We start from the raw sequence: 14129 nt of genomic DNA, 5'->3' as shown, positions 1-14129 counted from the left end.
GGACTCAGAGGCATGATAGGTCAATCGCTGCGAATTTTTATTGAATTGGATCACGCCCTCCGGGGCTTGTTGAGCTTGATGGTGATAAATTCCGCCAGCCTCACAATTATCGCCATATATCGCCAACGCCAGGGCGCTGCGCTGTCGTCTTCGGCAAACTTGTATACGAATTGCCACCGGCTGGTTTAACATGCATAACCACTTATTTTCATTGGTAACACCATGCTTTCCACCGCCGAAGGCCCCAAGGCAAAACAGCTGCTGCTGTGGATGACCTTTATTATGTCCATGGTGTTTGCCGTATGGCAGGCGCTGCTGAACAACTTTGTGATTGAGCGGGCACACTTTACCGGCGCCGAAATCGGCATGCTGCAAAGCCTGCGGGAAGTGCCGGGCTTTCTCGCCTTCACCGCCATCTTCGTGCTTATCATGCTTCGCGAGCAATCCTTTGCGCTGATATCACTGTTTGTGATGAGCCTTGGGGTGGCCGTTACCGGCTTTTTGCCCTCGGTTATGGGGCTGTACTTCACCACTGTGCTGATGTCGGTGGGGTTTCACTACTACGAAACATTGAATCAATCACTTACCCTGCAATGGGTGGATAAAGAAGAAACCGCCGGTTTTATGGGTAAGGCGCTGTCGTGGAAGGCAGCTGCAGCACTCGGGGGATACGGCAGCATCTGGCTACTGATGACGGTATTCAAACTCGATTATGCATGGATGTACGCCTTTGTGGGCGGCATGGGCTGCCTGATGACGCTGGCGCTGTGGCTCTACTTCCCCAGATTCGATACCGGCGACAGCCAGCATAAACGGGTTATTCTGCGCCGCCGCTATTGGCTTTATTACCTGCTGACCTTCTTCTCCGGCGCCAGAAGGCAAATCTTTGTGGTGTTTGCAGGCTTTATGATGGTGGAAAAATTCCACTACAGCGTCAGTGAAATCACCGCCCTGTTCCTGATTAACTATGTGATTAACCTGCTGTTTGCCCCTGCCATAGGGCGCCTGATTGGCCGCATTGGCGAGCGAAATGCCCTGTGTATTGAATACCTTGGCTTAATTGCAGTGTTTGTCAGTTACGCCCTGGTGGAAAACGCCCACTTTGCCGCGGCCCTGTATGTGATTGACCACCTGCTGTTTGCCATGGCCATCGCCATGAAAACCTATTTCCAGAAGATTGCCGACCGGGCCGACATTGCCGCCAGCATGTCGGTCAGCTTTACTATCAATCACATAGCGGCGGTGGTGATCCCAGTGCTGCTGGGCTATCTGTGGCTGCAATCCAACGCCGCCGTGTTCTATATAGGCGCCGCCATGGCGGTGTGCTCATTGCTGCTGTCGCTTAATGTGCCAAGGCATCCGGCACCGGGCAAAGAAGTGCTGCTGTTTGGCGACAAATCCTCGTCAGCGCAGCTAAACTAGGTCAAAGCAAAAAATTAAGGCATGTAAATCAGAGGCGTAACCATGACAGACTCAGACAAGGCCCCAGTCACCGCGAGCGCAAGTAAGCCAGAAAGCGATGTGTCTGCCAGACGCAAGGCGCTGCTGCTGGGTCGTATGTTGGGCCTTGCCAGCGAAGACGACTATCGCCCCTCCAATGTATCTGTGGCTGAACGCGCCGCCCACCGTGCCCGCAAACAGGCGGCTGTGTGCCAGGCCAACGTGGAAGCCATCTACACCCTGGCACTGAAATACACACCATCCGATGTTGTCGGCTCAGACCCAGACCCTGATTGGCTGTATCAGTTCTTTCAGATGGCCGAACAAATCCACAATCGGCGGATGCAGGAGCTCTGGGGTCGCATATTGGCTCGGGAGCTGACCGAGCCTGGCAACATCAGCCTGCGCACCCTGGAAACCTTACGCAGACTCACCTGGCGCGAGGCGCAAACCCTCGAAAAAGCCCTGGCAGTGGCGGTACAAATTGGCCACGACGGCAGGCTGAAGGTGTTGTCGGGCTACCGGGTGGTTGGCGGCCTTGGCCAGTACTTCCGCAAGTCTCCGGCAACACCTATTCCACTATCGCAGTTCGGACTGCCCTTCTCATCGCTGGTAACCCTGATGGACGCAGGCATATTGCACGCCAGCGAATTTGAAACCGGCGAGCTTGAGCCCAAGCGCAGCTTTACGCTGCAATTGTCCAAGACCGAGCTGAGCATTACGCCAAAACATGCCCACCTGATCCTCACCTACTACCGCTTCTCCCCGGTGGGTGATGAGCTGGCGCAATTGGTGCGCCCCCACGGCGACAACAACTTCGCAGGCGCCCTCAAAGGCTTGCTGGCCAAAGACTTTTCAGTCAGCTAACCGCTGCAGGGGCGGCATAGCGAGATTGCAGCCCCTGTTAGCGCACCGCCAACGTTTAACCCCTGCGCGAATGCTGCTATAGTGCGCCGTCTTTTTATCCAGCGGCACTTGCCAGCCCGCTGCAACCGCCATGAACCGCCGCCCATGAACAGAAAGAAGAAAATCAATCAGACCCTGATTGCCAAAGACAAGAAGAAGAAAGCCAAACTCCACGGCAGCAACAAGCCTAAGTATGTGTCCAAGGCAGAGAGGGAGCGAATGGAGCTGCTGGCAGCAGAGGGAACTGAAGTGGCTATCATTGAAGCGGCTATCGATGAAGCTTCATCTGAAGCAAAGGCAGTATTGGCTGAGGTTCAGCCTACCAACTGAGCACATGAGTACCAGCTTAATCCGGTGGTGATCAATCGCTAATCGCCAAGCTGAGCTTGCCTCCCTCGTTACCCTGCGCTTTCAGGCTCTCACCCATCTCCCTATCCTGACTACCCGCCACTTGCCAGCCACTTTTTATCAGCAACTGAAAGATTTATACCGGTCAGCGTATCTATTGCCACTGCAACCAATTTTTCAATCACAGAAAGGAGTTGTCGTGAATATGGTCAAGTATTCATCTCTCGCCAGGGCCTGCCTTGTCACCAGCCTCAGCCTTATTTCGGCCACCACTATGGCCAGCGAAAAAACCATTGCCGACTTGGTCGATGCGGTTAACGGCACACTGGATGACGCCAGTCGCGAGGCGGGTAAGCAGGTAAAACTCAGGAATCACGCCAAGGGCTTTTGTACCTCGGGCAGCTTTATTCCGGCGCCTGAGTTACAGCAGCAGCTCGACATTCCGTTTTTTAATCAGGGGGCTATCAAGGTCACAGCACGCTTTTCCTTAGGCGGCACCAATGCACAGTTGTCCGACAAAACCCCCGGCCGTTTTATGTCACTGAAACTCGATGGCGCTAAAGAAAGCCTGAACTTTGTGACCACTAATGTGCCCGTCTTTTTTGCCGATAATCTGGACGACTTTTACACCTTTCAAACCAAAATCAAACAAGGGCCTGAGGGCAAACAGTGGCTTAAGGACAATAAACCCGATGCCAAACGCTTCCTCGACTACCTGGCCCAGCTGCCACCCAGCCCAAGTTTTGCCAACAGCCGCTACTTTGGCGTAAACAGCTTTTATTTTCATCAGAACTCACGTCAGAATTCAGCCAAGGCAGAAGAACCTGTTGCTGGAAAATGGATATTTGAACCTCTTGCAGGCACAGCAGCACTGACGCCAAACGAGCTTGCCAAGCTTGATGATAATTTCCTTCAACCTGAGCTGCTAACGCGCATTCAATCGCAGCCAGCACAATGGTCGCTGTATATCCAACTGGCTAAGCCCGGCGACATCACAGATAAAGCCACGGCAAGCTGGCCAGAGTCCCGCCCCCGTTTATTGGCAGGCAAACTGGTGATTGATGGGCAAAGAGATGCTTCCCCCGAGGTAACCCAGTGCGGCGACGGCATTTTTAATCCCTTACTGCTGCCAAAGGGCATAACCCCTTCTGCCGACCCCATACTCAACGCCCGCACTCCTGCCTACATCGAATCCTTCATCCGCCGCCGCTAGATTGCGAACCACTAACATCAGGACAGGCACAAAAACGCAATGTCATGCCTTTTGCCTGTCCTGATTCATCCTCACCAACAAAAGTGTTGTGGGTGTCCTGACTCTTCATTCATCCTCACCAATAAATGTGTTGTGGGTGTCCTCACTCTTTTGTGATAGCGATTTGGCAAGAGGGAGAGCGCAGAAACGCATTTCCCTGAAAGGGAAGCAGGTCTCGGATGACTCGGAAATTATCAAGGCTTCAGCAGATATCCCAAATACTACGGATGTCATGAAAGCGGTGGTTTTAAAAATCAATGAGGATGTGTTGGTACATCCCAAAATACAGGTTATCAAAGAGCTTAAGAACGTAGCGGCTGCATTCGCCTGACCCCAAAAAGTAATCAACAGGTGGATGATGTTGATTACTTTATATGCAGGCACGATACTATGATCCGCTGATAGGGCGCTTCTATGCGGATGATCCTATTGGGTTCAGGGATGTACATAGCTTTAATCGTTATGCGTATGCTAATAATAATCCGTATAAGTATGTGGATCCGGATGGAGAATCCTCTGTTTTGGTGACTCGTATATCTCCTGTGGCGCAGGCAGTAAGAACTGGTATCAGAACTCAAGCCAATAGAACTCCTAGCCAAAGAATGCAAGAAGCCACAAGACAGATACAGAGGCAAATGAATGATACAGTTAAAAATAGTAAAGAGGTTATTGAGCAGCAACCAATTAAACCTTCTGCACCAGTTGGTGATGATTCGGTCCCTGGTCTAATAGGCAGAGCATTAGATGCTCTTAAAACATTAAGCGACATGGGAGTGTTTTCAGATGCCTCAACAACTATTAATGGTGATGCTGAGAGTACTGACAATGACAGCGCGGACGTTGAAGGTATTAATGAGACAAATCTGTCGCTTGAGGAAATATTTCCGGATTTTGATGAATTACATCTTTTTGAGGTGCCCGAGGTATAGCGATGAAAAAATTGTATTTTCTTATTAAAATGCTCATTGCGATAATCGTATTCAAGTTATCATTTGAGAAAGTGGGTTTTAGAAGTTGGCTGCATCTAAAGGTAGTCAATAAAAATTCATGCTTTTATCATTCTGAAAGCTATATTTTATTTTTGATTGTGGACTCAAAGCGTCATGGATGTATTAACGAGATGTCTGGCTACCTTAAAGAATTTAAGTCATTAACCAAAAAGCATAAAGAACTCGAGAAGCTTTTTAAATCGCTAAGTGAGGGTGTTCAAAATTCTGTGTCACGTTAAAAATCACAGTTCGATGTAAGCATCCGGTAAAGATGGGACATCCAAACTTTTCTGAAGCTCTGAAAAGTCTTGAGTAGGTCTGTGAAGCGTGGCCAGTTTTCAGCGGAAGACTGGCCAACTTTTTTCGGAATAGTGGCCAATCTGGTTCGGAATAGTGGCCAATCTGGTTCGGAATAGTGGCAGCGCTGGGCCGGAATCTACAGTATTTACCCAACGACTTTGGTTGCTTGAAAAGCAACAGAAATTAAAACTTTGCGGCGTTAGCCATCAATCAGTATTTAGCCGCTAATACAGGCATTCGGCTCTGGAGCATTCAGCAACAATAGAGGGCCCCTGATGCTCAATCAGGCCGGAATGTATCCACCACTAATCAAATAATCCACCAGCTTCGCCACCTGCGAATTCAGATCTCCCTCACTGGTATCAATCACCAACTCCGCACTCACAGGTGACTCATAAGGCGATGAAATACCGGTAAAATCTTTAATCTCACCGGCCCGGGCCTTCTGGTAAAGGCCCTTGGGATCCCGGGACTCACACACATTAAGCGGCGTGGCTACATGCACCTCAATAAACTCGCCCTCGCTCACCAGAGCGCGCACCAGGTCGCGCTCAGCCCGCTGGGGCGAGACGAAAGCAGACAGTACCAAGAGCCCAGCATCCAGCATCAGCTTGGCCACCTCGCCCACCCGGCGGATGTTCTCCCGTCGGTCTTCGAGGCTGAAGCCCAGGTCTTTACACAGGCCGTGGCGCACATTGTCACCATCGAGCAGATAAGAGTGCAGGCCGCGGCGATACAGCTCGGCTTCCAGGGCGCCAGCCAGGGTGCTCTTACCGGCACCCGAGAGGCCGGTGAACCAAAGGATGGCACCACGATGGCCCTTTTGTTCGGCGCGCTCGCTGTGGGTAATGACGTGTTGATGCCAGACGATATTGCTCATGGTCTTTCCTCGGCCGTTACAGGCTCTTAAACGGGAACAGCAGGGGGATAAGCGCCAGCACAGCACCTGTGTAGGCAATGGCCATCGGGATCCCTACCCCTACGTATTGTTTCAGTCGATAGTTGCCCACGGTAAATACCAATAGATTGGTCTGGTATCCCCAGGGGCTGATAAAGCTGGCGCTGGCACCAAAAAGCACCGCCATGATAAAGGGCATAGGGTCGATGCCAAGCCCCTGAGACAAACTGATGGCAATGGGGCACACCAGCGCGGCGGCGGCATTGTTGGACATCAGCTCAGTGAGCAGCAAGGTCAGCAGATAAATCCCTGCCATCACAAAAAACAGGTGCACGCCGGTAAAGCCCTGAGTCAGGGTTTCGGCCAGCAAGCCGGAGATACCACTGTTGGTCATGGCCTGAGACAGCGACAGGGCACCGCCCACAATCAGCACTATGTCGATGGGGAAGCGGCGCTTAAGTTCAGACAGGGTGACAACCTGAGTCAGCAGCAGGCCTGCCACAAACAGGGTAAGGCCTTTGAGCAGTGGCAGCACATTAAACATGGCCAGGCCAATCACAGCCGCAAAGCTTGCCAGCACCCAGGCACTGCGGCCTGGGGACAGGCGGGTGGATGAATCCACGCCATTGACCAGCAAAAATTCTTTATCGAGCCGCTGGGATGGGTCGCCAAACTGCTTGCCGGGTACCAGCAGCAGCGCATCACCGGCCTGCAGTTCTATGGTACCCAGACCACCCCGCAGCCGCTCATGGCCACGGCGCACCGCCACGACTACGGCGTCGAAACGTTCACGGAATTGGGCATCTTTCAGGCTCACGCCGTTGAGGCTGGAGGAGTGGCTGATAATGGCTTCAGCAAGGCTCTGGCCATTCATGGTGTGGTGACCATATAGGCTCAGCCCCTCGATTTCCTGCAGTACCGCCACCGATTCCATATCACCGGCAAACAGCAGTACATCGCCCTGTTTAAGCACTTCTTCAGGGGTGACTGGAATGATAGTGGTCTTTTCACCCTCGATAACACGTTGAATTTCAGCCAAATACAGCTTTCGCAGATGACGCAGGCCCGCATCACTCACGGTTTTGCCTATCAGAATCGAGCCTGCGGCTATGCGCGCTTCAAGGAAATACGGCAGGTCCTGCTCGTCTTCGGCTTTTTCGGTAATCGGCAGCTTATCGGCAATCAGCCACAGCACCAGCATGCCAGCCAGCACAACCCCAAGGGCCACCCCTGTGGTGGTGAAAAACTGCAGCAGTGGCAGCCCGGCACGGTCCAAAAAGCTGTTGATCACCAAGTTGGTGGAGGTGCCAATCAGGGTAAGAGTACCGCCGAAGGTGGCGGCAAAGGCCATGGGCAGCATCAGCTTGGACGGTGCATAGCGCTGGTTACGCTTGATGGCGCCAATCAGGCTCGCCACCACGGCAGTATTGGCGGTAAATGACGACAACACCGAGGTGGAAAACCACAGTTTGGTCAGCACAGAGCGGAAACCGCCGCGACTTAGCTGCACCCCAACCCAACTAATGAGGCGGGTCTTTTCCAGCGCCACCGAGGCCAGCAGCAACAGCACCAGCGTCAGCAGTGAAGAGTCGGTAAAAGCAGCCGACAACTCATTCAAACTCAATGAGTTGGCAACATAAGATAAGAGCGCGACTGCGGCAAATACCCAGGACGCCGGCACCCGGGTACAGGTAAGCGTGCCAACCAAGGTCAGCACCATACCTATTACCCAATATTGCTCCAGCGTCATAGCCTAATCCTTATTCGCGGGGAAAAACGGGCCCTGAGGCCCGCTGTGTATCTGCTTGATCCAGCAATGTTTGGCAATTAGCGCTTGCTGATATCGAGCGCCTGCCAGTGCGGGAAGTGCTTGCGGATAAGCGCATTCAGTTCCAGCTCAAACTCACTGAAATCAGTGGCTTTCAGTTCGGCCTCAAGGGCACTCTCCACCAGACCTGCACCTACTGTGATATTGCTGATGCGGTCGATAAAGATAAAACCACCTGTGTCGCGGTTGTCCTGATAAGGGTCGAACACCACGGCTTCGTCCAGCTCCAGCTCCACCAGCGCAATACCGTTCAGTGGCAGCTCGCTGGCCTTGTCTTCCGCCAAGGTGTTCACGTCGATGCTGTGCACTATGTGGCGCACCGTGCCCGGCACCTTGCGGGTACCCAGCTTGATGTTGTACTGCTTACCCAAAGTCAGTGGCTGCTCGTGCATCCACACCACTTTGGCCAGCAAACGGTTGGAGACTGTTACGTCGCTGTTTGCGGGCACAATCACATCGCCACGGCTGATATCGATTTCATCCTGCAGCGTCAGGGTTACCGCCTGACCGGCAAAAGCTTCATCCAGTTCACCATCGAAGGTGACTATGCTTTTCACGGTTGACGCCTTGCCGGACGGCAGCGCCTTAACCGCATCGCCTACCTTGAAGCTGCCGCTGGCGATGGTACCGGCAAAACCACGGAAATCCAGGTTCGGGCGGCTTACGTACTGCACCGGCAGACGGGCTTCGAAATCACGATTGGCGCCGGTTACAGGGGCACTTTCGAGAATCGACAGCAGGGTCTCACCGCTGTACCAGGGGCTTTGCTCGGAGCGGCTGACCACGTTGTCGCCCTTAAGGGCGGACAGGGGCACAAACTTGATGTCGGGCACCCGCAGCTGCTCGGCAAAGGACAGGTACTCACGTTTGATTTCTTCAAAGCGCGCTTCATCGAAGCCCAGCAGATCCATCTTGTTCACCGCCACCACGAACTGCTTGATGCCCAAGAGCGAGCAGATAAAGCTGTGACGACGGGTCTGGGTTTGCACGCCATAGCGGGCATCCACCAGGATGATGGCGAGGTCACAGTTGGACGCACCAGTGGCCATGTTGCGGGTGTACTGCTCGTGGCCCGGGGTGTCGGCGATGATGAACTTGCGCTTCTCGGTGGAGAAATAGCGGTAGGCCACATCGATGGTGATGCCCTGCTCACGCTCGGCCTGCAGGCCGTCTACCAGCAGTGCCAAATCGATGGCCTCGCCTGTAGTGCCATGCACCTTGGAGTCTTTCGACAGGGCAGCCAGCTGATCTTCGTAGATCTGGGCGCTGTCGTGCAGCAGTCGGCCAATCAGAGTCGATTTACCGTCGTCCACAGAGCCACAGGTCAGAAACTTGAGCAGCGACTTATGCTGTTGTCTTTCCAGGTACTGCTCGATACCCAGATCTTTAACTTGCTGTGCAATAGACATCAGAAATACCCCTCGCGCTTTTTCTTTTCCATGGAACCCGATGAATCGTGGTCAATCACCCTGCCCTGACGCTCACTGGAGCGGGACAGCAGCATTTCTTCGATAATGCCGGTAAGACTGGTGGCGCTGGATTCGATGGCGCCGGTCAGCGGGTAGCAACCCAGAGTGCGGAAGCGCACCAGCTTTTGCTCGGGCACTTCGCCTTCTTTCAGTGGCATGCGGTCATCATCGACCATGATCAGGGTGCCGTCGCGCTCAACCACTGGACGGTGATCGGCAAAGTACAGCGGCACTATGTCGATGTTTTCCTGATAGATGTATTGCCAAATATCCAGTTCGGTCCAGTTGGACAGTGGGAACACACGGATACTCTCGCCCTTGTTCACCTGGCCGTTATAGGTGTGCCACAGCTCGGGGCGCTGGTTTTTCGGATCCCAGCGGTGCTTGCTGTCGCGGAAGGAATACACGCGCTCCTTGGCGCGGGACTTCTCTTCATCGCGGCGGGCGCCGCCGAAGGCTGCGTCAAAACCGTACTTGTTCAGTGCCTGCTTCAGGCCCTCGGTTTTCATCACATCAGTGTGCTTGGATGAACCAAAGGTGAAGGGGTTCATGCCCATGGCAAGGCCTTCCGGGTTCTTGTGCACTATCAGATCGAAACCGTATTTCACTGCCGCTTCGTCGCGGAATTTGATCATCTCGCGGAATTTCCAGTCGGTATCCACGTGCAGCAGCGGGAACGGAATTTTGCCCGGATAAAAGGCCTTACGCGCCAGGTGCAGCAGCACAGACGAGTCCTTGCCGATGGAATACAGCATCACGGGGTTATCGAATTCTGCCGCGACTTCACGGAAGATCTGGATGCTTTCCGCTTCCAGTTGCTCAAGGTGACTTAACACAGGCCCTGACATCTTGTTTCTCCGAGTGTTTGATGGGTTGGCTGCCAAGGCAGCATCAATTCGTAATCTGTTTGGCCACAGGGTGGCTCACGGCGGCTGGCTCGAACCAGTTAAGGCTGTCAGCCAGGCTCACCACTTCGCCCACAATCATCAGTGCCGGCATCACCACCCGCTCATCTTTGGCGAGGGTTTCAAGCTCACCCAGGGTGCCAATCACACGCTGCTGATGAGCAGTGGTGGCACGGGAAACGATGGCAACCGGGGTGTCAGCGCTGCGCCCATGTTTGGTCAGCTCACGCTGGATAAGTCCGGCGTTGAGAATGCCCATGTACACCACCAGGGTGTTGGCCGGATTGGCGTAGCCCTGCCAGTCCATGGGGCGGCTTTCGAGCTGGCAATGGCCGGTAATAAAGGTCACGCCCTGGGCAAAATCCCTGTGGGTGAGCGGGATGCCCGCATAGGCAGAAGTACCGCTGGCAGCCGTGATACCGGGCACCACTTCAAACTGCACCCCGGCTTCGACCAGGGTTTGCAACTCTTCGCCGCCACGGCCGAAGATAAAGGGGTCACCGCCCTTGAGGCGCACCACGTTTTTACGGGTGTAAGCCTTGGTTACCAACAGTTGGTTGATTTCTTCCTGGCGGGCACTGTGGGCACCGGCGCGTTTGCCTACGGCAATCTTTTCGGCGTGTTTGGGAATAAGCGCAAGGATGTCGTCGCTCACCAGGGCGTCGTACAATACCGCATCGGCGTTTGCCAGCACACGGGCGGCCTTGAGGGTCAGCAGATCCACGTCACCGGGACCGGCTCCAACCAACCACACCTTGCCGATAGACCCTTGGTCCTGCAACGTTACCACATCCATACACACCCCCAATATCTCAATTGGAAGCAAATATAGCCGCCCTTATATTCCTTAAAAAATAGTAAATAATTAGTTTTTATAACCAGAAAGAATATAAGACCCGAAGCCGCGGCCATCCGGGCGTCCCGAAATGGCAAAAACGATGAACTTTTGCACAAACCAAGTAAATACAAAGCCTTAAGTATTAGCTTGCACCTTAACAGCGTCACAGTGCTCAACTAAGTTATGGCGAAATGTTCTATGTTGCGCAGCAAAAGGGGACAGGGATCCCGCAGATGGCCCGTCTTTTCTGGTAAAAGCCCCGTCACGCAGGTAATCTGCTCAGCAAAAGGTGCCAAGGAAGCTGCGACTGTCTTTTCGCAACTTCCCCAATATTCATGGAAAGATGATGAAAAACGCCAGCAAAATACTGATCCCCCTGCTGTTCTGCTCACCCTTTGCCATTGCCGGAGAAGATAGCCTGGTCGATGAGCGGGTCAAAGACGAGCTTGCCACTTCAGAACATCCGTTCGTTATCACCCCCCACAAGGTGAACTACATATTGCCGGTGACCTACAACAGCTCGCCCAATATGGCGCCCTTTGAAAAAGAGGCCGCAGAACATCCGTTCACTCTGGACGAGATGGAAGCCAAGTTTCAGATAAGCTTTAAGTTTCCCCTCTGGTATAACGTGTTTGGTGATAACGGCCACCTGTTTTTTGCCTACACTAACCAGTCCTACTGGCAGGTATATAACAAGGACATTTCCTCCCCCTTCCGGGAAACCAATCACGAACCCGAGCTGTTTATGTTGTTCAACAACGACTGGGAAGTGTTTGGCATGACCAACTCCTTCTGGGGCTTTGGCGCTGTGCACCAGTCCAACGGCAAGGGCGGCGATTTGTCCCGCAGCTGGAACCGCCTTTACGGCACCATGGTGTTCGACCGTGGCCCACTGGCCATAGGTGCCAAGCTGTGGTGGCGACTGCCGGAAGATGCCAAGGAGTACGAAGGCGACCCACGTGGCGATGACAACCCGGATATCCTGGATTACATGGGTAATTTCGAGCTGCAGGCGGTGTATGGCCTGGATGAACATCGCTTCACCATGCTGCTGAGAAACAATCTCAACAGCCCCAACCGCGGCGCCTTTGAGTTCACCTGGAGTTACCCCATCATCGGCAATTTGCGACTTTATACCCAATACTTTAATGGCTATGGCGAAAGCCTTATCGACTACAACGCCCATACCCAACGTATAGGTATTGGTTTCTCAATCAACGACATCCTGTAACGCGGGCCCAGATGACGGCGTCTTCGACATCAGCACAGGACGCCGGCCTGCCGACCTTTGAGGCAGTGCTGGCCATTCTGGTCATTATCATTACCCTCAGCGCCATGCGACTGAGTCTGTTCCTGTGGCCTGAAACGCCACGGGCCGAGTTGCTGACGGCCCGAGAAATGCGCCAGGATCTGTTTGTACTGTCGCGGGAAATCGAAACCCACTCGGCATTTTTATCGCTGGATCAACACGATAAGCTCGAGCGGATCGACGCCTATATGAAGGCGTTGATGAATCGTTATCCGGATCAGATCCCCGCCGATGTGTTTGGCGCCGAAGTGCTGAAAATCCTGAATCTGCTGCAGGACCCTGGGATTGCCACCAGCGAAGAAGCCGAGTTTGGCCAACGTCTGCCGGTGTCATTGAGGGCCATGGAAAATCGCTGGCTGGCGCTGCAAGACGACCTGAGTCCGCTGGATGAAGAGTATCCCTTTGTCAGCCACATGGATGGCATTCCCATCGCCCGCTGGCAGGAAGCGGCCCAGGCATTTTTGCCCGGCGCCGCCCGTTACAGCCTGAGTGAACAGGGGCACTGGCTTGGGCGCATCACCCTGCTGCGGGCCGAACTCGGTCTGAAAGAGCGCGAACAGGTGGTGCTGACACTCACCAGCCCCGAAGGCCAAAGCCGCAGACAAACTCTGCCACTGTTACCCCCGGCTCCCGAGCTCAATGGGCCACCGGCCTTCAGCGTCAGCCCCATGGATAACCACAGCACCCTGGTAACCATTGGCGATCTGGACGAGCTTGAGCACAACCGCGGTCATCTGCTGGCGCTGGAAGACGCCATGAACTCGCCGCTGCTGGTATTGGACCTTCGCCGCGCCAGAGGCCAAAGTCCGGCACTGCTTACTGTGCTGGGCGCCTATGACGACAACGACAGCGCCCTGGTCGGCTTTGCCCGCTACCGCGCCTCGGCCGACAAACGTAACGACTACCTGGGCACCGAGGCTTACCGCGCGGTAGGCGATGGCCCCTTGATGGCAGAAGATGAGGCCCATACCCGCTTTGGTCAGTGGTTTGCCCGCAGCCAGCCCAAACGTGCCAAGGTTGATGGCCGCCTTGCATTGATTGCCGGCCCAGGCTGCCGTCAGGAGTGTGAATGGGTGGTGCACAGCGCCAAAGACTGGCAGCGCGCCATTATCATCGGCGAGGACACCCTGGGTGACCTTGGCAAGCTGCATCGCTTTCGATTGCCGAATCTGAAACAGTATTTCTTTTTCTCAAGCTCCCTCGCCTACGCCCGTGATGGCAGGTTGATATCCGGCGCTGGCACCAGCCCGGATATCTGGGTTGCAGGCCAGGAAAGCTTTGATGCCCAGGGGCTGCTGGCGCTGATTGGTGAGCTGACCAAGCTGCCCGCCGTTGCCACTCCCGACACGCCAGAAATGACCGATTCACCCAATACCGACGCCAATTCAGAAGAAAGCAAGGCAGCTGAACCCAATGGAACAGGAACAGGAACAGGAACAGGAACAGGCACTGACCCAGACGCCGACAAGGCTTTAGAGTCCAAGCCAGCGGTTGAGCCCGAGCCTGCCACTGGGCCAAAGTCTGAGAACGCCAAACAGACTCAGCCGCTGCCTTAGTATTGGCTCGCTCACGCCCCAAAAGCTTGGGAGCAATGCTCACGTTTACCGGATATCAGCGATAAAAAAACGCCACAATTGCGGCGTTTTT

Annotated in this window: 12 protein-coding genes; 7 read left to right on the top strand and 5 right to left on the bottom strand. The window is 54.1% G+C overall.

Annotated elements, in window-relative coordinates; genetic code table 11:
• Window positions 1–222: 222 nt before the first annotated feature.
• The 5 genes from MJ923_RS10475 to MJ923_RS10455 all read left to right on the top strand — a co-directional run bounded on the left by MJ923_RS10475 (window position 223) and on the right by MJ923_RS10455 (window position 4875).
• Window positions 223–1422, top strand: coding sequence for an MFS transporter (locus MJ923_RS10475; RefSeq protein WP_240591034.1), 1200 nt, complete (start codon window positions 223–225; stop codon window positions 1420–1422).
• 42 nt (window positions 1423–1464) lie between these two features.
• The gene (locus MJ923_RS10470; RefSeq protein WP_240591033.1) at window positions 1465–2307 is read left to right on the top strand and encodes a TIGR03899 family protein; all 843 of its coding nucleotides are present in this window, start codon (window positions 1465–1467) and stop codon (window positions 2305–2307) included.
• 144 nt (window positions 2308–2451) lie between these two features.
• A complete protein-coding gene (locus MJ923_RS10465) occupies window positions 2452–2676 on the top strand; it encodes a DUF2986 domain-containing protein (protein WP_240591032.1) in 225 nt (74 codons plus the stop codon).
• A gap of 223 nt (window positions 2677–2899) precedes the next feature.
• Window positions 2900–3907: a catalase family peroxidase gene (locus tag MJ923_RS10460; protein ID WP_276313075.1), complete on the top strand. Its 1008-nt coding sequence runs from the start codon at window positions 2900–2902 to the stop codon at window positions 3905–3907.
• 413 nt (window positions 3908–4320) lie between these two features.
• Window positions 4321–4875 (top strand): RHS repeat-associated core domain-containing protein, encoded by a 555-nt coding sequence (locus MJ923_RS10455; RefSeq protein WP_240591030.1) that lies wholly within the window; start codon window positions 4321–4323, stop codon window positions 4873–4875.
• Window positions 4876–5518: 643 nt separating this feature from the next.
• On the opposite strand, the gene cysC is transcribed toward MJ923_RS10455, so the two are convergent.
• The 5 genes from cysC to cobA form a co-directional block, all read right to left on the bottom strand.
• The gene (gene cysC, locus MJ923_RS10450; RefSeq protein ID WP_240591029.1) at window positions 5519–6115 is read right to left on the bottom strand and encodes an adenylyl-sulfate kinase; all 597 of its coding nucleotides are present in this window, start codon (window positions 6113–6115) and stop codon (window positions 5519–5521) included.
• Window positions 6116–6131: 16 nt separating this feature from the next.
• A complete protein-coding gene (locus MJ923_RS10445) occupies window positions 6132–7883 on the bottom strand; it encodes an SLC13 family permease (protein ID WP_240591028.1) in 1752 nt (583 codons plus the stop codon).
• A 77-nt stretch (window positions 7884–7960) separates the two neighbouring features.
• Entirely contained in the window at window positions 7961–9370 is a 1410-nt protein-coding gene (gene cysN, locus MJ923_RS10440) for a sulfate adenylyltransferase subunit CysN (RefSeq protein WP_240591027.1), read from the bottom strand.
• Complete coding sequence (gene cysD, locus MJ923_RS10435) at window positions 9370–10314, bottom strand: sulfate adenylyltransferase subunit CysD (protein ID WP_276313057.1); 945 nt, start codon at window positions 10312–10314, stop codon at window positions 9370–9372. Before cysD ends, cysN begins: the two co-directional genes overlap by 1 nt.
• A 7-nt stretch (window positions 10315–10321) precedes the next feature.
• Window positions 10322–11131, bottom strand: coding sequence for a uroporphyrinogen-III C-methyltransferase (gene cobA / locus MJ923_RS10430; protein ID WP_240591026.1), 810 nt, complete (start codon window positions 11129–11131; stop codon window positions 10322–10324).
• 388 nt (window positions 11132–11519) lie between these two features.
• Here cobA and MJ923_RS10425 point away from each other — a divergent pair, with 388 nt between their 5' ends.
• Complete coding sequence (locus MJ923_RS10425; RefSeq protein ID WP_240591025.1) at window positions 11520–12404, top strand: phospholipase A; 885 nt, start codon at window positions 11520–11522, stop codon at window positions 12402–12404.
• 11 nt (window positions 12405–12415) lie between these two features.
• Window positions 12416–14038, top strand: coding sequence for a S41 family peptidase (locus tag MJ923_RS10420; protein ID WP_240591024.1), 1623 nt, complete (start codon window positions 12416–12418; stop codon window positions 14036–14038).
• The last annotated feature ends 91 nt before the right edge of the window (window positions 14039–14129 follow it).

The sequence above is a fragment of the Shewanella zhuhaiensis genome (genome assembly GCF_022484835.1).
In the GTDB taxonomy this organism is placed as follows: Bacteria; Pseudomonadota; Gammaproteobacteria; order Enterobacterales; family Shewanellaceae; genus Shewanella; species Shewanella khirikhana.
This window is presented reverse-complemented; position numbering and strand designations above follow the sequence as displayed.